The sequence below is a fragment of the Bradyrhizobium genosp. SA-4 str. CB756 genome (genome assembly GCF_000473125.1).
Classification (GTDB): domain Bacteria; phylum Pseudomonadota; class Alphaproteobacteria; order Rhizobiales; family Xanthobacteraceae; genus Bradyrhizobium; species Bradyrhizobium arachidis.
This window is the reverse complement of sequence record NZ_KI421499.1, coordinates 6,034,728-6,056,296: the sequence shown is the minus strand read 5'-3', so window position 1 is coordinate 6,056,296 and position 21,569 is coordinate 6,034,728. Positions and strand designations below refer to the sequence as shown.

Here is a 21,569-nt window from a genome sequence, read left to right as displayed (position 1 = left end):
CTTTGGGCGGCGGCTTGCCGTCTTGAAGGAACGATCGGGGCGCGGTCCCGCCTACATCGTTGTCGCGCTGCCGGATGGACGGCGGCGGGGGATTCGCATCGCGTCGACAGATCTCGCTGAGCCGCCAAACTGCGCCAGCATTGCCGACCTGCTGCGCATCAGCGCGCGCACGCTCATCCCATTGATGCAACATTTGAGCGCGAGTCTGGGCTTTCTCGACGAGAAGGTGATTCGCGATGACCCACCGACCGCTTCCAGGTCGCGTTGCGTATCGACCCCTGCCGACCTTGGCAAATCCACCCGGCCGTCCAACGACCGACATTCCGCGCCTGTGGCCGAATCTGTCGACCGCGACGCAAACCCAGATTGCTCAAATCCTCGCCGAGCTGCTGCGGCGAATGCAAGCGATCCCCGGCACGCCCGGAAGGGGACTGGGTCGTGCTGATCAGCTTGAACGTCGCTGACGAGCGGCTCACAACCGCGCACCGTGCCAAGTTGGCTTATGTCTACGTGCGGCAGTCATCCGTGAACCAGGTGCGCCAGCACCAGGAGAGCACGGAGCTTCAGTACCGCCTCGTTGATCGCGCCATTGGTCTGGGCTGGCCGCCGGAGCGCGTGCAGGTCATTGACGAGGATCTGGGCAAATCCGGTGCTGGCGGCGTGGATCGTCATGGTTTCCAGAAGCTCATTGCCGAGATCGGCCTTGGCAACGCCGGTCTTGTGGTGAGCCTCGATGCTTCGCGCTTGGCCCGCAATAACCGGGACTGGCATCAGCTGCTCGAACTGTGCTCGGTATTCGGCGTGCTCATTGCGGATGGCGAGCGGCTCTACGACCCGCGCGCCTATCATGACCGCTTGCTGTTGGGCTTGTCCGGCATCATGAGCGAGGCGGAGCTGCATCAGCTTCGGATGCGCCTGCACCAAGGGGAACGCCAGAAGGCGGCGCGGGGCGAACTGCGGTTGCCCCTGCCAGCCGGGCTCGCCTACGATCGCACGGGCACAATTATTCTCAATCCGGATGAGGAGGTGCAGGCCCGCCTTCGCCTTGTGTTCGCCAAATTCCAGGAGCTGCAAAGCGCCCGCCGTGTGATGCGTTACTTGGACCGGAACGGATTGTCATTGCCGGTTCGGCCGCTGCTTGGACCAGCTCCACACGAGGTCGTCTGGCGTGCCCCAGATAACGTGCACGTCCTTAGTATCCTTCAAAATCCGGCCTATGCTGGGGCGTATGTTTATGGCCGCCGGCAAAAGGATCCGAGCCGATGCCGGCCGGGATCGCTGACGGGAACGGTCAAGGTGGCGATCGCGGATTGGGCGGTTTGCCTCCACGCCGCCCACCCAGGCTATATCAGCTGGGAGGAGTTCATGGCCAACCAGGGGCGACTGGCAGATAACCTCTGTCGCTATGAGGCAGGACACGCTGGCGTACCGCGCGAGGGGCAGCCCTGTTACAAGGACTTGCGATCTGCGGCCGTTGTGGACGGCGCATGAGCATGCGCTACACGGGCCCGAATGCCGACTATCCGGTTTATTGCTGCCGCTCGGATCGGGACCAGCAAGGCAGTGCGCTGTGCCAGGAAGTCCGGGCCTTGGCAGTTGACGCGCTGGTCGAGCGGGTGGTCCTCGACGCCCTGATGCCGGATCAGATTGAGATCGCACTCGCGGCGGCGCGCCAACTGGAGCAGGAGAGCCGTCAGCTCGAGCGCCAGTGGGCGGTTCGCGTGGAGCGCGCCCGCTACGAGGCCGAGCGCGCTCGGCGTCAGTATGACGCCGTAGAGCCCGAGAACCGTCTTGTGGCGCGCTCACTTGAGCGGGCTTGCGAAGAGAAGCTGCGTGTCGTCGAGGCCGTCGAGCAGGAGCAGGCGCGTTGGCGCGCGCAAGAGCCGCTTCTGATTGGCCCGGCGGAACGCGCAGGGCTACAAGCGCTCGGCGAGAACCTGCCGCGGATTTGGAACGCGGCCACCACGTCGGCAGCCGATCGCAAACGCATTCTGCGATTTGTCATCCGCGAAGTCGTTCTTGATCAGAAGCGGACCCGAGGTCAGGTGTGGCTCAAGATCGTCTGGCAGACCGGCGCAACCAGCGAGCATCACGTCCAACGGCGCGTTCACACCTACCGCAATTACATCGACATTGATCGGTTGCGGCAACGGATCGTCGAGTTGAATGCTGAACACAAAATGGATGGCGAGATCGCGGCAACACTCAATCAAGAAGGCTTCGTCGCGGCCCGAGGCTGCGTCTTCAAAGGCGAGAACGTGTGGGTGTTGCGCACCCGCTGGGGCATTCCCACCGTCAAGATCAACGGCGTGGACAAGAATCCGATGCGCTGGCCCGACGGTAGCTTCTCGATTCAAGGCGCAGCAGCCGAGCTCGGAGTAACCCGCAAACCGTATTCGATTATCTCGCGCGCGGATTGCTGGCCGGCCGCCAGTTGGCCAAAGGCCAGCCATGGCAGATCGAGCTCTCAGACGAGCAAATTACTCAGCTTCGCAACCGGGTACGACGCACCAAGCGTCCGAAGAAGGATGCATCATGAAGTCATCGGCTCTCCAATGAGCACATGCCACTGGTCCACGGGGAGCTGGCTGGTGACGATGGTGGAACGGTGACCGTAGCGATCTTCGAGGATTTCCAGGAGGTCGTGACGGGCACCGGCGTCAAGCGGCTCAAGTCCCCAGTCATCGAGGATCAGCAGATCGACACGGCCCAGCCCGCGCAATAGGCGCGGATGGCGGCCGTCGCCGCGCGCGAGAGCGAGGTCATCGAACAGCCGCGGAACACGTTGATAGAGCACGGAGCGATTGTCACGGCAGGCCTTGTGACCGAGCGCCGAGGCGAGCCAGCTCTTGCCGACCCCGGCCGGGCCGCAGATCAGCAGGTTGGCATGGTCGTCGATCCAGCGGCCCTCGACAAGCTTGGCGAACAACGGGCGGTCGAGGCCCCGCGGGGTGCGGTAGTCAATGTCCTCGACGCACGCCTGCTGACGCAGCTTCGCGTAGCGCAGGCGGGTGGCGAGCCGCTTGTCGTGGCGCAGCGAGGCTTCACGTTCGAGCAGCAGCGCAAGCCATTCGGCGTGACCGAGGCTTGCGGCCTCGCCGGTTGCTTCGATGTCGGCGAAGGTGTTGGCCATTCCGCGGAGGCCGAGGGCGTTGAGGCGATCGAGGGTCGGATGGGTGAGCAAGGGATGGTCTCCTAATTGTAGTAGCGCGGTCCGCGGATGTTGGCAGGCAGGATCGGCGCATCGTCCGCGGAGCGCTGATGAGCGGGACGCCGATCGAGGTTGTTGGCGAGGATCGACTTGACCGAGCCATAGGTGCGCGCACCGATGTCGATCGCCCGCGCAGCCGCGGCGTCCAGCCGTTCGCGCCCATAGGAGGCGGCAAGCCTGAGGATGCCGAGGCAGGCGCGGAAGCCTTGCTCGGGGTGCGAGCGCTCGCCGAGAATGAGGTCGCACAACGCGCTGGTTGCCGGCCCGATCGCGGCAGCGTCCTGGCGGAATGCGCGCGATGGTCCAGCCGGCGTAGCGCCGATGGCTGGAGGCCATGTGCTCCGGCACGGTGGTGTGTTTGTGATTGCCACTCATGCGCTGATGCGCGGCGATCCGCTCGCCCTTGTGGAAGATCTCTACGGTGCGGGCGGTGAACCGCACCTCCACCTCGGTACGCGCGAAGCGATGCGGGACGCTGTAATAATGCTTCTCCACCTCGACGTGGTAATCGAGGCTGACGCGGCGGATCCGCCACTCGGCGAGCACGTAGGGGCTTGTCGGCAATGGCTTGAGCGCCGGCCGGTCGATCTCCTCGAGCAGCTGGCGGCGCGTCACGCCGAGCCGCCGGATCGGCCGCTCCTCGTTGAGCCTGGTGAGCAACTCGCCAATCGCCGCGTTGACCTCGGCGAGGCTGTAGAAGACGCGGTGGCGCAGGCGGCCGAGCAGCCAGCGCTCGACGATGAGGACAGCCTGCTCGACCTTGGCCTTGTCGCGCGGCTTGCGTGGTCGCGCCGGCAAGACGGCCGTGCCGTAATGCGCCGCCATCTCCGCATAGGTGCGATTGATCTGCGGGTCGTAGAGGCTCGCCTTGATGACCGCGACCTTTGTTGTCAGGCACCAACAGCGCCGGCACGCCGTCGATCGCCGCCAAGGTGCCGACGTGGGCGCTGATCCAGTCGGCAAGCCCCTGCGTCCACGTCGCCTGCGCATAGGTGAAGTTCGAGGCACCGAGCACGGCGACGAAGACCTGCGCCGTCCTCCGCTCGCCGGTGAGGCGGTCGACCACCACCGGCACGCCGTCGCCCGCGTAGTCGACGAACAATTTGTCGCGGTGCACCGCCGCCCAGTCGGGCTCGACGATGCGGCGGTGACCCTGCCGGTTGCCGTTGCCGGTCTTGGCGAACAGGCGGGCCTCCAGGGCCGCGTCCGTGAGTTCGTCGGGCAACGGCCAGCTCAGGCCTGCGGCCTCGAACCGCCGGATGGTCAACCGCACTGTCGAGGGCGCCGCGCCCATCCGCCGCGCAATCTCGCGGCTCGGCAGCCCAGCCGCCTTCATCCTGATCACATCGCGCACACGGCGCATCGCAAGCCTCTCCGTCGGCATCCAGGGTCCCCCTTCGCAAAGCCGAAAGGGTTGACCCTATGGGAGCCAGAAGAGGCCTCGTCACCCGGGCGACATCATCCCGGAATGGTGGGCGACATCATCTCGGAACGGGTGGGCGACTTCAAATCGGAATGGTGGGCGAGATCATCTCGGAATGCTGGGCGACATCGAGCGGAATCCGCATGCTAGCCTGGGAATTGCAGCAACTTCTTGGAATGCGGTCGTTTTTGCAATCGCCCTATTCGGTATGCAACTTGCGTCGGCATTTCTCTTTTATGAGGCTGCGTTCGTGTTCTTGGTACAGCGAGATGCGGTTCATGCGAAACGGCAAATGGCTGCCTTGACATTGATCGTCGGTTTCTCGTCAACGCTGTTTTGGCCGTTGACCTCGTTGTTGCTCACTTCGATATGCTGGAGGCAAGTCTGTTGGATCTATGGCAGCTGCAATGTTCTCCTCGCCCTGCCTTTGATCCAATTGGCTCATGGGAAGTCCTCCGCAAGGCTTGGAGATCAGAACACGGTCTGTGGCTCGCAAGACCAGCCCTCTTCCAAGCTGATTGATCTCGTCCTCATGACGGTAGCTTCTCGCTGACGACATTTGCTTTTTCAGCATTACTCAGCCGAATGATTCCCATCCTTTCGTCAATCGGCTTAGACCTGCAGGAGACAGCCTTGGTTTCCACGCTCTTCGGCCCGTCACAGGTTGCAGTGCGGCTATTTGCAGGGTCGTTTAGCGAGAGGGCATCCCCTATCCAACTCACCATTCTCTCATGCGTTATGCTCTCGGCGGCGACATTCGCTATTATACTAGCGTCGCACTCGCTCGTTTCAATTGTAATCTTCATTGCCCTCGTTGGGTTTAGCTCTGGTCTAAACAGCATCTGTCGTGGAAGCTTGCCGCTCTCAGTCTTCGGACCGGATGGGTATGGAGCACGGTCGGGTTGATCACGACCTTCCGATTGTCGAAGGCGTCCTTTGTGCCATTTCTCTTCAGCTTCGTCCAGAATAACTATGGTGTGGCACTTGCCTTGGCCTCTCTAGCCGTCTGCGCAGTAGGAAGCACGCTCTCATTCGCACTCGTTAGTGCCCGATCGAAGGGGGAGCCAGACCGTTGAAGAAGTACGCTGCTCGCCTGACGGCGAGCCCGACGTGAACCGGATCGTCAATAAATGTCCGCCACCTTAGATGAGCGATCGCAAGTGTCTGAGTTTGGGCTCATCAACCCCGCGCGCGACGTTAGCGCACATTCTGGAGAGCCATGGTGTGCGAGAGGGGCGATCAACTGGGCGGTCCAACTGCAGCGCCGAATGGGAGACGTATCTCGGCTTCGCCGGGCCAAAGCTCTAAATGACAGATGCCGCCCCGCTGAGGAGCTGCACGTTGGGATTATCTGATACTCTAGACTCGGTCATCGCGATCGCGACCGCCATTCGCGTTTGCGTCTTGCCTGGCGCGTGTCAACAAGCGCCCGCTGGCGGACGCGATTGAACAGCAAAGTCTATGGGAAAGAAAGTCAAGGCAGCCGACCACAGCTCGAGCTCGCCTCGTCCCCCACATTGGTATGAAGGGAAGAGCTGCTGTCTTAGCTCGCGGAACCACTAAGCTGAGCTACTAGAACCGGTAGTTTGCGGACATTCGGGGCCTAGCCCAAGTTAAGTTGCAGTTGCGGTTGGCAACCAGCCGCAAGGGCTGAGAATTCGATCGCTCTCGGCAGAAGAGTAACATCGAGGTTCGATGATCGCATATTTATCTGACCGCGCAAATGCCGTTACTGCCGTGGGGCTCCTGTGTTCTGGCGCAGCGATGGGGCTCGTGGTGAAAGGACAATATGAGGCCGGAGTAGCGCTCGGACTCTGGGCGATCATCCTTGACGATGTTGATGGGGAAATTGCCCGGCGCACCAAGAATCGAACGATGGCCACCAAAACCATTGGTAAAGCTCTCGATGCGTTCTCTGACCTCTTGTTTGGATCAGTCATCCCGGCGATTGTCGTCGCATCTTTTATGGAGTTTCCAGCATCTGCGGTGTTCACAGCATTCGTGATGCTGATCGGAGCTCTTCGTCTGGCATATTTTGACTGTTTCGGATTGGACGAGCGTGGTCGTTCGACCGGTCTACCTCTCTCTTACGCTCTGCCGATACTTGCCGCGATCTTGCTGGTTGACCACACTATCGCGCCGCTTGAGTTGGGTGTGGTTCTTCCCGCATTCATTGTACCGCTATCGTTGCTCCACATCGCCCCGTTCAAGATCAAAGCCTCTGGCAGTCTTGTGCATGTGATAACCATCGGCGTGGCGGCCACTGCTTCCGCCGGACTATTGATGACGAGTAGAGCGGGTCAATAAGCGGGCTTGCAATGTCGTAAGGACGAGAAATGTCAAGCTCAATCAACCGCGTGGTATTTGCCGGCACCAGGGGACTTGCGACCCGCTGTCTTCTGTTCGTCATCGAGACCTGCGGCAAAGACCACATCGCCGGGATTCTCGGCGCTTCTCGGTACGAGAAAACTTGGTGGAGGCATGAGACCAGTGAGGAGCTTTGGGAAGTCGCAGACCGCTTCGGAGTACCCTTTTTCGCGTCGATAGATGATGTTCCTCCTCTCGGGACGTTTCTCGTAAGCGTCATGTGGAACAAGATTTTCCCGCCCCATATCCTCGCACGGTTCGATGGAGGGGGTATTAATCTTCATCCGGGCCCGCTGCCTGAATATCGCGGCAGTTTTGCGCGGACGCATGCCATACTCAATGGCGAGAAGAGCTTTGGGGTAACTGTCCACTATCTCTCAGAGCGCGTCGATAGGGGCGATATTCTCGGCGAATTGCGGTTCCCCGTGCTGCCTTCTGAGACCGCCCTCTCTTTAGACACCAGAGCGCAACTTTATGGCTACGCTCTCTTCTGCCAAGTGTGGCTGCGTTTATTGGACGGATCGGCGTCGTGTCGCTCACAAGACAAGTTGATCGCTCAAGAAAAGCGCAAGGCTTGCTTCTATCCCATGCGCACGATGGCCTCACTTCTGGATTCGGCAGACGTTCCGCGCAGCACCGAAGAACTCGATCGGCTCTACCGCGCTCTATACCTTCCACCACGCATTGAGCCTCCAAAGTGGCTTGTCGAACGAGTCATGACCAATGAGGTTCGGACGCTCGCTCGGGACGTTCACCACCAGGGTAAGGCTTGACTTGGCTCGCACCGCGGAAGCTCGCCCGGAATATGAGATCGCGCTTCTCGAGGCCGTCCGCGGAGCCAAAGTGTTGCCTGCGAACTTCCGCTCATTGACTGAACGTGGTCTTAGCTCTGGAGGTTGTTTTTGTAGCATCCAGCCCATCGAGAGGCGCCGGCCCCCCGACCGCGTGTGAGCCGGCTGGACACGCAGGAGGCTAGCTGTGTGTGGGATTTGCGGATTCATCGGACGGGTTACTGATCTGTCAGTGACCGAGCGGAACCTCGCGCGTTGCGCTCAGAGCCTGGCCCATCGGGGCCCTGACGCGAGTGGTAGTTGCGTGACCTCTTCCTTTGCCTTTGCGCATCGAAGGCTCGCGATCATCGATCCCGATCCTAGGTCAAACCAACCGTTTCTCGATGAGGAATTCGGCTTGACCCTCACGTATAACGGCGAGATCTACAATTACCGTGATTTAAGGCGGGACCTGCTCCGGCGCGGATACCGATTTCGCACTGAGTCGGATACGGAAGTACTTTGCAAGGCATTTGCTTGTTGGGGGATTGATAGCGTCAAACGTCTGCGGGGAATGTTTGCTTTCGCAATCTACGATCAAAAGACGGGGGCAGCGTTCCTTGTCAGAGATCGGCTCGGAGTCAAACCGCTATATTACGCTTGCGTGGATAATGGGTTTGTCTTTGCCTCACAACCGTCAGCCATCCTGCAGTGGCCTAGGGTGCGCGCGAAGCTCGATCCGGTCGGATTATCAAGCTTTCTCTCCTACCGCGCCGTTTTCGGCGAGAGGACGTTGTTTGCAGATGTTCGAAAGCTGCAACCTGGAACCTGGCTGAAAATCACGGCTCAATCGCACGAGCAGACGTGTTGGTCGGATCCTGCCTACCTCGATGATGGTGGCGATTGCGATTCTCTTGAAACCTTGATTGGCAGCGCCGTGGAGGAACATTTGCTGCCCCACACTCCAGTCGCGGCGCTGCTTTCCGGAGGGCTCGACTCCAGCATCTTGGCTTTCGAGCTTTCAAGGCACTCGTCGCAAAGGCCGACATGCTTTACTGGAATCGTAAGCAAGGATGCGTACGATGAAAGCCCTTATGCGGTTGCGGTCGCGAAATCTCTCAAGCTCGCCCACGTCTTGGTTCGGCTGCCAGGGGCAACGAGCCTGGATGTCGTTACGCGGCTTACCGCGTTACGTGGTCATCCGGTCGGCATGCACAACGAAGCGGCGATGTATTTGCTTGCGCGAGCAGTCAGCCAATCGCACAAGGTTCTCCTTACCGGCGAAGGTGCCGACGAGATATTCCTCGGATATAGCCGGATCTTCAGATTGCCCTTCGACCTTCGTCGACAGGCGCTGTTGGCCGCTCTGCCAGATGTCATTGGCCGCCCGGTGCGACGCCATCTCGGTCTCCCCAAGTTCAAGGCGGGCGAATTTGAGTTCTTCCTTGCGCGGTACACTTACTTTCCCCAAGCCGAGAAGCTGTTGCTGGCGACACCGGAATGGAGAAAGGAGATTGTTCACGATGCGGAGCTGATCGATTGGATGAACGATGCCTACCATTCAGGTGGCGCCACCCCGGTCGAGCGCATAAGGCAATTCTTTGTACGGCATCATCTGCCGGCGCTGCTTGAAATGGTCGACAACACCACAATGGCGGCGGGCGTGGAGTCTCGCGTTCCCTTCACAGACCACCGAATCGTTGCGCTAGCTCTGCGCATGTCGTTCTCAGAACATCTGAGTTGGAAACATGCCTTCGCCCCGTTTCAGGCGGCCCTCCAGCCCATTGCGAAATTTAGCGAAACGCTTGACGTCTCCAAGGCCGCTCTGCGCAGTCTTTACCGAGATCATCTACCCACAAGTGTGATCACGAGAAAAAAACTTGGGTTTCCGCTGCCTCTAGGTAAGTGGGCCACAGAGCAGAGCTCGGCGCCCTTTCGTGACTTAATCTTCAAAGACTCTCCCGCGATCGCTGACTATCTCGACATTGGTGCTCTCCGCCGATGGTATGCGCGCCGCTCTCAAGCGGCAAACGATGCATTCGGAAAACAGCTCTGGTTGATCTGCAATCTGGAGGTCTTCCTTCGTCAACTGCCTTCATAGCTGTTGGTAGGGACCGGATGCGGGGGGAGCCAAGGCAACGCCCCACCGCTTAGCGGAAGACGAGCCGATCGGTGTTTGGAACAGGAGAATGCCAGCCGCCAGAAATGTATGGATGCGCGATCGCGTAATCCAGTGCGGATGAGGCGTTCTGAGTGTGCTGGAACTGGGTCGAACTACGCCAGTGGATTAGTACGCGAGAAGAACGTTGATGCTGAGAGACGACCTGTCGTGTTCGCGCGCCCTGCAAAAAGCTCGGTTTGACGGACGCGTGGTAGGAATGCAGGACAGACCTCATGATGGCCGGTTTGCTGCTGTCCAGCTCGAGTGTATACCGGCACCGGACCGCGAGCCCGCTCTATGGCACCATTCGAAGCCACTCACTGCCGCTATATGTCAAGCTTTTCGCGTCCACCGGAGGCATCAGCATTCGAACCGGAACCGATTGGCGGGTCAGGCCGAGGTTGATGGCTAGCAATCCTGGGAAGCGGAAGCGCGACATTCGCCATTTTTGGAAGGCCAGCAAGAATGACAGCCTTTTCCCGGTTAGGGCCGAACTCGGTCATGCTGGCAAAGCTCGCGTGGTCAACGCGCGTGGCAGCATCTGCCTCAGTGGGATCTTTGAGAGGATCATTGAAAAATACGTAATCGGCGTCCGTCCCAGTCACCACCACCCAATGAGTGATCATTTTAGCTTCGAACTCAATGCTGACCATCACGATAGGGTACCACCCCACCGCCATCCATTTCGAGAGGTCATCGAGGCTGTAGGTGCCAAGATGGACGGGGATGCAGCGCTGGTATGCCTCGGCTAGATCTCGCTCCTGGAGAATCTGCATCACCTCCACCTCGCCGCCTTGCGAAGCGCGAGATTTGAGAAAAAGCCCATCATGGCTCACGACAACAAGCGCTGCGAAGCCGCGCCGTTTGAGGGCTAGTGCCAGGCCAACCGGTCCGCAGCCGCCGTGAATGGTTGTTGCCTCTCGCCAGATCTCGAGCTCAGCTGTTTCATTCGGCTGATATCGCTCGTCGAGAGCGGACATGACCATCATCAGGGAAGATGGTCCACAGGTGAATTTCCTCTTTTGTCGATACAGAGGAACGTTCCTGACCATGTGATTCGTTGAGCTTTCGAAGTCGGGACGCGACATCATCTCAGGTGAATGTGAAGAAAGCTGAGCGAGATCCCGTCTGGCGCAGCGCCTCGCTGATTGTCATGAGAGCAACCGCTGTCGTTGCGATGACGAGCCCGGGCGCGAGGGCGATCCACCATGCGGTCATCAAATAGTCTCTGCCGAATCCCACCATATTGCCCAAGCTGGACATCGGCGGCTGTATCCCCAGCCCAAGAAAGCTCAGGGTGCTTTCCAGGAGAACCGTCTCGGTGAGGCCAAGTGTCATGCCGACCACGATGGTCGGTGCACAGGCTGGGAGAATATGCCTTGCGTAGATATGAACCCGCGAAGCGTTGTAGGTCCGCGCGGCCGTTACATGGAGCCGGTTGCGGGCCGTCAAAGCAAGCCCCCTCGCGATGCGGGCCTGGCGCTCCCAACCGTGCAGGCCCACAAGACAGACAAAGAGTGCCAGCGAATTGCCAAATATCGTTATGACAAGAAGTGCGGTCATCATGAATGGCACAGCAGCCTGCATATCGATCAGTGCCATGACCCCCTCGTCGATCAGTCCGCCGAGCTCGGCAGCGAGGAAGCCTAACGAAACGCCCAGCAGAGTACTGATGAAGGTCCCGCCCACCGCAACGAGCATGCTGATCTGGATTGAATATATCAACCGAGCCAGCACATCCCGACCGAGCTCGTCGGTGCCCAGCAAATGTTCAATCGTGCCGCCGAAGAATAGTGGAGGCGAAAGCCGTGCATCCAAGGAGATCTGTGCTGGATGATAGGGGGAAATCACCTGGGCCAGTGCGGCAATCAACAGGCATCCGACAATCCATACGGCGCCAACATAGAGTCCAATTTGGGGTGGCTTACGCACATCGCGACGGTCTTTCGAAGAACGGAAGATATTTCGGGCCCATTCATGCGCCCAGGCGGTGCTCATTTAGTTCTCCGAGGATTTCGACCGCGGGTCGAGCCAGGCGTAGCCGAGATCGACGGCTAGGTTGGTCATGATCATCGCAGTGCCAGCAAGCAGGACAATAGCCTGCACCACTGGAACGTCCCTGTTGCCGACGGATGTGACGAAGAGGTTTCCGATACCCGGCCATGAGAAGACCGTCTCGACCACTGTCGAACCGGTTACCGCTCCGCCGATGAGCAGGCCAAGTATGGTCAGGATCGGCACCGCCGCATTGGGTAGTACGTGGTGTATCAATATCCGCCAGAACGGAATGTCCCGCGCTAACGCAGCCAACACATACCGGCTGTCCAGCGCTTCGCGAACGGCCACGCGGGTGTAGCGGGCAAGTACGGCGGAGCTTGCGGCCGCCATGGTTACTGCCGGCAGAACCAAGCTGCGCCAGCTCTCGGCGCCGCCGGTTGGCAACCAATTGAGCTGGATTGAGAACACCAGCATCAGCACGATCGCCAGGAAGAAGCTGGGAACGCACAATCCTACGACGGTTCCGATCGTGCACGCACGGCCTATGAAGCTCGACGGAAACACCGCGGCAGTTATTCCTCCCGCAACGCCTGCGAGCGCCGCCAAAGTAAGAGCAGAGCAGGTGAGTGTCAGCGTCAGTGGAAGGTGGCTGAGGACGACACCGAGTGCATCCTGTCGATAGACGTAAGAGACGCCTAAGCTTCCTCGGACGATGTTATGAAGATAGGCTAGATACTGCGCTAGGATCGGGCGGTCGAGCCCCAATTCGCCGGAGTATGCGGCCCGCATGTCCGCCGTCGCGTCCGGCCCGAGTAAGACGGTGACCGGATCGCCCGCGCAGCGCATAAGAACGAATACGCTTGTTACCATCAAAACGAGTGTGACCAATGCGCGAGCAATTTTGCTCGCAAATATCTTCCGCGTGTTGCGCCTCATGCGGCTATCACCCCTCCGCCGGCAAGTCGCGACGCCCTGCTGGCTGCGAACAAGGCTTTGAAGGTGATGCCGTTTGAAGGCCGAGCCCAGAATTGGGCACCGCCTCGAGTAGGGACTTCATGTAATCCGTCTTTGGGTCGAGCAGCACCTCATCGCGTGAACCGCTCTCAACGATGCTTCCGCGCTTCAGGACGGTGATCTCTGAGCAGAGATAGGCAACGGATCTGATATCATGACTGATGAACAAGAGGGACAGGCCCCGGCTCTCGCGCAGATCCGACAGAAGGTTTAGGATCTGAGCCTGAACGGTCATGTCAAGTGCGGAGACGGGCTCGTCACAAATCAGAACCTCGGGATCGAGAATAAGTGCTCGAGCTATGTTGACCCGCTGCGCCTGTCCGCCGCTTATCTGATGGGGCAATTTGCCAAGGATCTCGCCCGATAGGCCGACGGCGGAAATTGCTGCAGCGAGCCGAGCCTGACACTCGGAAGATTTCATTTTGAAGTTCACGAGCAGAGGCGCGATGATTTGTTTGCCGATCGGGGTAATTGGGTCCAGTGCGTCGAGAGGGCTCTGAAAGACAGGTTGGACACGAAGGCGGAACGCAGCCAATGGATCCGGCGTCAGCAGCTCGCCGTCAAAAAAGATCTGACCCGCTTCTGGCGCTATCAGCCCAAGCAGAAGCTTGGCGATGGTGCTTTTGCCGCTGCCGGACTCTCCTATCAGCCCATGGGCCTTGCCACGACGGATGATCATGTTGATCTTATGCAGCCTCGAGCCGCCAAGGACCTGCGCAGCGGAGCGCCGAGCAGCCGGGTAGGAAAAATCGACATTGCGCAGCTCGAGAATGGGTTCGGACGACGCGCGCGCTGTATGAACGTGAGGAGGATCGGTCGGTAATGCCATTCATGCCTCCAAGTTGTGGCATGCCACCACTTGTTGTGGAATGCCCTGCAAGGTAGGCCTTGTGTGCCGGCAAATGTCCAACCTTCCGGAGCACCGAGATGCGAAATTGCAGCCGGCCTGGCGCTGAGTAGGTTCAGGGAGGCTGCCTGCTGGGCTGTGCAGACGCCGGGGACGCCCTGAGAGTGGGGGGACAGCGGAGAATAGGGCGCGCGTATAGGGATGCAGGGGAGTTCGAGCGACGAGATCGGCGCGCCCGATTTCGACCAGCTGGCCGGCGTAGAGAACGCCGATGCGGTCCGATCGTTGCAGGGCAACGCCCAGGTCGTGGGTCACAAAGAGGATTGCCATGTCTGAGCGGAGCTGTTCGAGCAAGTCAAGGATCTGCTTTTGCGTGGTGACGTCGAGGGCCGAGGTCGGCTCGTCAGCGATGAGAAGCTTCGGCTTCATCGCCAGCGCCATTGCAATCATGACGCGCTGATTCATTCCGCCGGACATCTCGTGCGGGTATTTTCTCATCGTCTCATTGGGGTCATTAATCCCCACATCGCGGAGTAGATCTGCAGCCCTTTCGCTCGCCTCTTTCTTGCTCAAGCCGTCGAGCACCTGGACCGTCTCGCGAAGCTGGAAACCAATGTTCCGGACAGGGTTAAGATATAGACTTGGCTGTTGGTAGATCATTGCACGCTGGCGCCGATCGACATCAGAAAGACGCCTGCCTTCGATATGGATGTCGCCGAGACATCTCAGTTCGGAACTAGCTACTCCCATGATGGTCGAACACAGCACGCTCTTTCCGCTGCCGCTTTCGCCGACAAGCGCGAAAAACTCACCCTTCCGCAGCTCGAACTGAACGGCCTCCAGGAGGCGCGTCTCGGGCTGCTCTGCGAGAACAACAGTCAAACCAGTAATGCTAAGAATCGGCGCGCCGCCAGCCGCGATGGCCGGGCGTCCGGCACTCCCGTGCTCAAAAGTTCGAGCATAAGGTGCTTCAAGTGCATGCGAACTGGTTTGGTCCATGATTCCACCTTCCGAGCAGACCATAGTCTTCTGCGTCTGGCCCAGGGCGTTCTCGGCTAGACGTTGATTGCGCCTGGCCGAAAATTCATCAAACCGGTTGGCGTCGGTGTCCACTTGATGTTGGCGCGCTTCCCGAAGAACTCGCCAAGCGAATGGAGCACCGTTCCTGGTGGATCAATCTCGTCGAATATGTCCAGCATCTCTTGATAGGCGGCTCGCCTTTGGGCCGGGTCCTGCGCCGTCAGCAAAGTCGTCTCCAGCATATTGAATCTGTCGTTCCGCCAATACCCACCCCTCTGAAAATTGCTCTGAGACCCCCAGCGCGAGACGAAAGATGCGGTGGGGTCGGGATAGTATGTGCCATCTGACGAGTTGTTCACGCCGCGGCCCAAACGCTCTTCGACTTGGGCCCAATTCTCTTTCATTTGGATATCGACGTTCAGGCCGATAGCCCTCCACATTGCCGCGATAGCTTGAGTTTCGATAAGCTCGGCCGTGTAATAGTTGCCGACCGTTTTGAAAGGAATTGCTGCCCCTTTGTAACCAGCTTCGGCAAGAAGCCGCTTGGCCTCTTCCGGATTGTACCGTGGGATTGGCCGGTCAGGATTGTAGAGAGCGCCGTAAGCAAGGTGTTGATGGGAAGGCGGTACACTGATGCGCTTGCGCCAGATACTATTGACAACGGTCTGCCTGTCGATCGCAAGATTCATGGCGCGCCTCATGCGCGGATCCCGCAGCACCTCATTGGTCGTCGAATCATAGACCAGCGTGCGGAAGGACATCGTGTCGCCTCCAACCACGTCCAGCCGGTTGTCCGCGGCGAGGATATCGAACTGATCCGGCGCTACGGTTGTGATGATGTCGAAGTCGCCAGCGCGAAGGCCGGCGACGCGTGCTGCCGGCTCCCGCACCATCCGAAACTCGATGCCCTTCAGCGGCGGCCTTCCACCCCAGTAGCCCTCGTGCGCCTCGAGGCGTATGTAGCGGTTTTCGACGGCCTCAACGACGCGGTAAGGCCCCGCCGCGACGGGTGCTCTGGCCCATTGATCGAATGTCACCGCCTTCAGATAGGCCGATTTCGAGACGATGCCGCCTCCATAGGAGGTCAGTCGTTTGACGAAGACAGGATCGGGCGCCTTCGTGCTAAACTCGACAGTGTGTCGACCGGTTGCCCGCACCGCGCTCATCGACGGAAAGCTGATCTGGCCAACGCCATAACCCGGGCTGTCCTTTGCCAGCATACGCTCCGCGCCGAAGGTAAATGCGACGTCCTCTGCCGTTAACTCTTCACCATCGTGGAATTGAACCCCTTTCCGCAGAGACACGCGATATGTGGTGCTGTCGAGAGCCTCGATGCTTTCAGCCAACATCGGCCGAATCTGCCCGTCCCGTTGATAGTCGGTTGCAAAGAGCTTGTCGTAAATGCTCTCGAGCACCCGAAAGCTCACGAGCGCCGTGGCACGGGGATGGAGCGGATCGAGCTCGACGCGCAGATCCTGCATTGCGATCCGCAGTGCCGTCCGGCCAGCGTCTTGGGCAAAGACAGAGGTCGATGGAAGCAAGCTCAGCCCACCGACCAATTTGAGAACCGTGCGTCGATCACAGGTCTTCATCACACATCTCTTCTTAGTTGCACAAACCATTGCGTGCCGAGCTCTGAACCATTCAGCTTCGCGTGCTCACGCTCGGGCCGGGCGGTCTCGGACAATGGTTTTCTGAGGAACGGTTCGACTACTGCGAGATATAATTCACACCGTGTGACACCATCATGACAGGCCTAGGTACCTAGGTAGCTAGACAACGGCGTCGCCACTCCCGTAGGTTGAGGCTCGGAATCGGAGCTGGAAGGTGGCGGAATGAAATTCGTAATTGTCATGCTGGATGGTCTTCGTCCTGACCAGCTAAACGAAGCAGTTACGCCCAATCTCGCCGAGCTGTCCAAAATCGGCCTTCGACTTGCCCGCCATACCTCATCTTTTCCCAGTGAGACGCGGGTTTCATCGGCCGCGCTGGCCACGGGCGGACATAGCGCGGCGCACGGAATCATCGGCAACCGCTTTGTGGCGAACGGTCGATCGATCGACGGATCTTCGCTCTCGGAGCTCCTGACACTCGGGGGCGAAAGCGGTGGCGTTCTCACCGCCACGACGATCGGCGAAGTCTTGGCGGCTCATGGAAGGGCGATGTTGTCGATCGGATCTCAATCACAGGGCTCTTTTGGACTTTCCAGCTGGGGGAGTTGGCAGGCGGGGGCGCCGGCGTTCTGGGTCCATGACCCGTCAATGTTCGGTGGCAACGCTGCCGTTCGCCGGATTGCGCCGTCGTTTCCGATGCTCCCTCCCGACGAGCGACCGGCGCGTGCGACCATTGAACGCGTCGTCGACCTATTCTTCTCGTTCCTGAAGAAAGAAGCACTTCCGGAGGTCAGCCTGCTCTGGCTTTCCGAGCCGGACATTACATATCACATGTTCGGACTTCAGCATCCTAGAGCGCGTGAGGTGCTCCACGAGGTCGATCGCCAGTTTGGGCGTATATTCGCTTGGTGGAACGAGAAAGGAGAGCGGGAAGGAGTACAGCTTATTGCTGCATCCGATCACGGACACGCCATCATTGGAGAAAAGGTCTCCGTATTGAAACACCTGCGGCGGTCGGGTTTCAAGGTCGGATACGAACTCACGCCCGACGTAGACGCCGCAATAACCGCTCAACGCGCTGTCAACATTTGGGCCCGGGACAGAGAGGGTCATCTTCTGACAGAGCTGTATCACGCCATGTGCGAGGAGCCATGGTTTGGCGTTGCTTTCTCACGTCAGGCTCCCGATGGCTCTCCAATTATCGCGCGCACCCTTGCGCTTTCGGCTGTCATGGCCGAACACGAACGAAGTGCAGACCTGTCGTTTGTTCTCGCCGATTGCGGCGCGGCTAATCGGAGCGGTTCGCGCGACGCCGTGTACTACGATGGGACCTATCCAATCGGCGTTGGTATGCACGGAGGGCTTTCGGCGCACGAGCTGTCTTCATTATGCATCCTTGCTGGCGATGCCTTTAGAAGGGGAGTTGTTGCGGCCCCAACCAGCATCGTTGATCTGGTACCGACGATCCTTTCCAGCTTGGGACTGCCGTTACCGTCGACGGTGCACGGCCGTATCATCGATGAAGCTTTGCAAGATCGCGAGGACAGAAGCCAGTATGATGTCGAAGATGCGAGCGTCTCAGTTGCCTCTTCAACACGCCGGTCAACTGTCTTCCGGGAGCTTTACCGACAACGTCTTTATCTGAGGGGAGCGGCCGTAACACGGCTGGCGCAGGTTAAGAATGATAAAGCTGGTGCTAATCCGCGCAATTGAAAGCCTGAACCACGGAACATTTGACCTATGTATCAAGGAAAGCGCTGGGAGTTTGTTCGGTCGAACATCGAAGAAGCCATTGCCTCGAGCCGATTTCGGCCAGGCGAAAAACTTCCGAACGACGTAGAGCTTGCTCTCGAATATGGTGTCAACCGGCACACCGTAAGATACGCCATTCGGGCACTCGAGCAGGAGGGACTGCTCCGCGTCGAGCAGGGGAGAGGCACTTTCGTTGTCGAACATCCAACACCCTATCTGCTCTCCCCTCAAACCCGGCTGACCGATAATCTCATCTCGCAAGGCCGCTTGGCGCGTCGTAAGATACTGTCTGCTGCAACGATAAAGGCAGACAAGCGGCTCGCCGGCTACCTCGATTTGCAAGCTCGTGACGATGTGCTGCGCATCGACACACTGAGCTATCAGGACGAGATCCCAATCGTCATCGCTCATAGCTACTTTCCGGCGAAGCGCACTCCCGGACTGCTGGACAAATTCTCTGGCGCCAACTCGATCTCGACAGCTCTCAGGCGCATTGGAATTGAAGACTACTCGCAGCAATGGGTGACGATAAGTGCGCGTCTGCCCTCTGCGCAGGAGGCGCGCCTCCTTGAAATGTCGACTTCAGCACCGGTCTTCGTCAAAGAGAGCCTTGATTGCTCCGGCCGTATTCCGATCAAATTTGGCGAGAATGTGCTGTGCGCACCGAGAATCAACTTCAGGTTCGACTTTAAAGAGATGAGTTCCGCGGAGCAGTCGCTTGCAGGAAAGCCTCGATCCGGAAAAGCGCAAGCGAGGAAATGGAAAACATCTGCCTCTGTGAAGGTCTAGGTCCCGTCCGATGCCTCCCTCAAAGCGGCTGGAGGGAAATAACTGTTTCGCTCGCACCATTGCTTCTGGGGGTGTGTTTCACGCATCATGCCCGGACGAGGTGCTCGCGTTTTGCTGAGACACTAGGAGGCCGCGTTGGTTGCGACCCCTTCAAGCTTGCGGGCCTTGGCGTTGTTAGGCGGCCAGTCTCAGAGGCAGCGGCGCAGGTCGTAAAGAGGCGCCGCGTCAAACCTCCCGTGATCGTGGGCGTTGTATCAAACGTCGGCTTTTGCGAAGATGCGCTCGGCGGTATGCAGATCGTCGGCATCATCGATTTCGTACCACCTGAGATCATCGCATCTCACCGCAGCAAGCAGCAGGCCTTGCCTTTCCACGAGATAGGAAAGAAGCTCCTCGGTGTAGGCTTGGGTAGCTCCGGCCTTGATCATATCGTCTAGGGCCGGAACGACCTCTGTCCGCAGAGTAGACGCGGACAGGCGAAACAGATTCATCGTCTTGTAAAGAGGCGGCCCATCCGTGATGAGATTTCTCGCTGTTTGTTTCAAGCGAAATTCTGAAATGAAGCCAAGATCGGACAATAGGACCGCTGATCCCTGCATTAGCTCGCCGAAGGGAGCGACAGCAGCCGCGTCTGGCTCTTCACTGATAAGCAGCTGCCGCAATACATTTTCCTCGAAGAAGACGTCGCCCTCAAGAAGCAGGTGGTCCCCGGAAACGAGCGCGTCACGCGCCAGCCAGAGCGAATAGGCGCTCCCAGTACGGTCGTAAACGGGGGATTCGATGTATTTGATCGCAACACCGCCAAACCGGCTGCCGCAAGCTTCTTGGATCGCCTCTTTGCGATACCCGACAACAATCGTCACCTGTTCCACGCCGACACGCCCAAGGTTATGGAGCGCGTTGTGCAGGATGGCAGTGCCATGGATTTGGATTAACGGCTTCGGGTTTAGATCCGTTAGCGGTCGCAGTCGAGAGCCCACTCCGGCGGCGAGAATGAGAGCATGCTTGGGAGCATTCAGAGGCATTTCATTCGCCTTCATCATCTCGAGTTTCGCTCCCCGAGCATCGTGAACGCCTCTGTTCAGTGTTACGTGCCGCAGACTTGTCGACCAGCCCAGATATTGAAGGGCGTAGCTGTGAATTGTCATCGACGCATACACCTGCATCAGCCGCTGTGTGATCCTTAAGCGTTAGGGACAGATGTTTAGCCATGTCCGGAGCTGTCCAGGATGTTAGGTCGCGGGCTTGCTGGGTCACACCGGAGCGAGTCCGACGAGGGCCCGCGGCGCATCGGGCGGGTTTTGAAAGAGAAGCTGAAGGTCCAACTCTGCTGACATGGACTAGCTGGGCTGCAGATATTGCTTTTCGGCCACGGCGAGCTCGTCATACCTCAGGAGCTCGAATATCTCACTGAGCGGCGCGATATGAGATTCAATGTTCGCAACGCTCTCTTGAGCTGCGATGCTATCGCAGATGCGCCGCATTGCAGCTGCCGCAGCCCGCATGGAGTGATTGGCCCAGACGACTGTGGAGATACGCGCATCACGATAGGCGGAGACTGGCGTTCGAAAGTACGTCGTCGGAACGATCACGAGAGGGAGCCGGTTCCGCCACTCGGTGACAAACGAAAGCATCTCGTCCGCGGTACTCTTTCGCGAGTGAATCAAGATTGCATCGGCTCCCGCGTCGGCATAAGCGTGAGCACGCAAGATAGCTTCATTCAACCCGTGCCCAGCGATCAGCGCTTCGATCCTAGCCACGAGAACCAAATTGTCGGCGACTGCATCCTTTACAGCCCGCAGACGACCGGAGAATTCATCGATATTGGCGAGCGGATGCCGCTCACCAATGAGCGAGTTCAGCTTCGGAAAACAGCTGTCCTCAAGCGAGATGCCGGCGGCGCCCGACTGATGAAGTTTGCGTGCGAGAAGGCGAGCATTGTTGAAATTACCGAAGCCGCCATCCCCGTCAACGAGCACAGGGAGCTCTGTCGAGTCCACGATGCGTTCGACGCTCTGGACGAGCTGGGTCCATGAGGCTTCATTGGCATCGCGATAGCCGAGCGAGCTGGCAATCGACAAACCAGAGGCCCAGAGCCCCTTGAATCCTGAGCGCTGGGCGATCATGGCAGACAGGCCATCATGCGCTTCCATCAGAAACGAGAGCTCATCATTCGAGCAGACCTGGGCGCGAAGCATTTCGACGGGCGACGGCCCTGCGCATTGACGACCTGCCGTAGCCCGAACAGCTTGTGGTTGATTCTGCATGCCTAGATCCTGCAAGCCGATCCTCGATTGGCGCCAACGTCACCGTTCATATCTTTTCGGGGGAATGCCTATCAATGACCAGCATTGGTAGTTTTTTGAGACGCGCAGATTCGCATAATTGCGTAGGAATGGCGCCGAACGCAAAGCTTTTCGCTATGGGTTGATTGGGATCCTTAAAGGCTAGAAAGAGGAGCCTTGGTACGAATGGATGACCTGGGTTCGCGAGCCTGGTCCTACAGCCCCAGGGAGAACTCTCCCACTCCTTGACGGGGACGAGTGCTTAGCGAAAGGGTGATATCCGCCTCACATGGAGTTGGACACAACATCGACAGCCACG

General features: G+C 58.9%; 16 protein-coding genes and 2 pseudogenes. 8 read left to right on the top strand and 10 right to left on the bottom strand.

Going from position 1 to position 21,569, the window contains the following annotated elements; all coding sequences use genetic code 11:
• Positions 1-438 precede the first annotated feature (438 nt).
• Positions 439-1,491 (top strand): recombinase family protein, encoded by a 1,053-nt coding sequence (locus tag BRAGE_RS56470; RefSeq protein WP_199820250.1) that lies wholly within the window; start codon positions 439-441, stop codon positions 1,489-1,491.
• Positions 1,488-2,612, top strand: coding sequence for a hypothetical protein (locus BRAGE_RS56465; RefSeq protein ID WP_199820252.1), 1,125 nt, complete (start codon positions 1,488-1,490; stop codon positions 2,610-2,612). Before BRAGE_RS56470 ends, BRAGE_RS56465 begins: the two co-directional genes overlap by 4 nt.
• On the opposite strand, the pseudogene istB reads toward BRAGE_RS56465, so the two are convergent.
• Positions 2,546-3,184 (bottom strand): annotated as a pseudogene (gene istB / locus BRAGE_RS0129240) (IS21-like element helper ATPase IstB); the annotation flags it as partial. The gene BRAGE_RS56465 and the pseudogene istB sit on opposite strands and share 67 nt — an antisense overlap.
• A gap of 11 nt (positions 3,185-3,195) precedes the next feature.
• Positions 3,196-4,574 (bottom strand): annotated as a pseudogene (gene istA, locus BRAGE_RS49665) (IS21 family transposase).
• Between the two features lie 175 nt (positions 4,575-4,749).
• Here istA and BRAGE_RS0129220 point away from each other — a divergent pair.
• The 4 genes from BRAGE_RS0129220 to asnB all read left to right on the top strand — a co-directional run bounded on the left by BRAGE_RS0129220 (position 4,750) and on the right by asnB (position 9,872).
• The gene (locus BRAGE_RS0129220; RefSeq protein WP_027562794.1) at positions 4,750-5,187 is read left to right on the top strand and encodes a hypothetical protein; all 438 of its coding nucleotides are present in this window, start codon (positions 4,750-4,752) and stop codon (positions 5,185-5,187) included.
• Between the two features lie 1,142 nt (positions 5,188-6,329).
• Complete coding sequence (locus tag BRAGE_RS0129215; protein WP_027562793.1) at positions 6,330-6,941, top strand: CDP-alcohol phosphatidyltransferase family protein; 612 nt, start codon at positions 6,330-6,332, stop codon at positions 6,939-6,941.
• Between the two features lie 29 nt (positions 6,942-6,970).
• Entirely contained in the window at positions 6,971-7,774 is an 804-nt protein-coding gene (locus tag BRAGE_RS0129210) for a formyltransferase family protein (protein ID WP_027562792.1), read from the top strand.
• Positions 7,775-7,979: 205 nt separating this feature from the next.
• Positions 7,980-9,872, top strand: a complete 1,893-nt coding sequence (asnB, locus tag BRAGE_RS0129205; protein WP_027562791.1) for an asparagine synthase (glutamine-hydrolyzing) — start codon at positions 7,980-7,982, stop codon at positions 9,870-9,872.
• Positions 9,873-10,258: 386 nt separating this feature from the next.
• On the opposite strand, the gene BRAGE_RS51800 is transcribed toward asnB, so the two are convergent.
• The 6 genes from BRAGE_RS51800 to BRAGE_RS0129175 are packed head-to-tail and all read right to left on the bottom strand — an operon-like array spanning position 10,259 to position 16,403.
• Complete coding sequence (locus BRAGE_RS51800; RefSeq protein ID WP_159073959.1) at positions 10,259-10,984, bottom strand: peptidase C39 family protein; 726 nt, start codon at positions 10,982-10,984, stop codon at positions 10,259-10,261.
• A 40-nt stretch (positions 10,985-11,024) separates the two neighbouring features.
• Complete coding sequence (locus tag BRAGE_RS49655; RefSeq protein ID WP_051378118.1) at positions 11,025-11,930, bottom strand: ABC transporter permease; 906 nt, start codon at positions 11,928-11,930, stop codon at positions 11,025-11,027.
• Positions 11,931-12,866, bottom strand: a complete 936-nt coding sequence (locus BRAGE_RS0129190) for an ABC transporter permease (RefSeq protein ID WP_035730188.1) — start codon at positions 12,864-12,866, stop codon at positions 11,931-11,933. It abuts the gene before it with no gap.
• A gap of 7 nt (positions 12,867-12,873) precedes the next feature.
• Positions 12,874-13,773, bottom strand: a complete 900-nt coding sequence (locus BRAGE_RS49650; RefSeq protein WP_051378116.1) for an ABC transporter ATP-binding protein — start codon at positions 13,771-13,773, stop codon at positions 12,874-12,876.
• Entirely contained in the window at positions 13,774-14,790 is a 1,017-nt protein-coding gene (locus BRAGE_RS49645; RefSeq protein ID WP_245161734.1) for an ABC transporter ATP-binding protein, read from the bottom strand.
• Between the two features lie 56 nt (positions 14,791-14,846).
• Positions 14,847-16,403: an ABC transporter substrate-binding protein gene (locus tag BRAGE_RS0129175; RefSeq protein WP_035730181.1), complete on the bottom strand. Its 1,557-nt coding sequence runs from the start codon at positions 16,401-16,403 to the stop codon at positions 14,847-14,849.
• Between the two features lie 243 nt (positions 16,404-16,646).
• Here BRAGE_RS0129175 and BRAGE_RS0129170 point away from each other — a divergent pair, with 243 nt between their 5' ends.
• Together BRAGE_RS0129170 and phnF are read left to right on the top strand one after the other, a co-directional pair.
• Positions 16,647-18,137 carry an alkaline phosphatase family protein gene (locus BRAGE_RS0129170; RefSeq protein ID WP_027562788.1) on the top strand — a complete coding sequence of 497 codons (1,491 nt, stop codon included), beginning with the start codon at positions 16,647-16,649 and terminating at the stop codon, positions 18,135-18,137.
• A 27-nt stretch (positions 18,138-18,164) separates the two neighbouring features.
• A complete protein-coding gene (phnF, locus tag BRAGE_RS49640; RefSeq protein WP_051378113.1) occupies positions 18,165-18,965 on the top strand; it encodes a phosphonate metabolism transcriptional regulator PhnF in 801 nt (266 codons plus the stop codon).
• A gap of 254 nt (positions 18,966-19,219) precedes the next feature.
• Here the strand turns inward: phnF and BRAGE_RS0129160 are convergent, their stop codons facing one another.
• Together BRAGE_RS0129160 and aepX are read right to left on the bottom strand one after the other, a co-directional pair.
• Complete coding sequence (locus tag BRAGE_RS0129160; RefSeq protein WP_027562787.1) at positions 19,220-19,990, bottom strand: phosphocholine cytidylyltransferase family protein; 771 nt, start codon at positions 19,988-19,990, stop codon at positions 19,220-19,222.
• 315 nt (positions 19,991-20,305) lie between these two features.
• Positions 20,306-21,163 (bottom strand): phosphoenolpyruvate mutase, encoded by an 858-nt coding sequence (gene aepX, locus BRAGE_RS0129155; RefSeq protein WP_027562786.1) that lies wholly within the window; start codon positions 21,161-21,163, stop codon positions 20,306-20,308.
• Positions 21,164-21,569 lie beyond the last annotated feature (406 nt).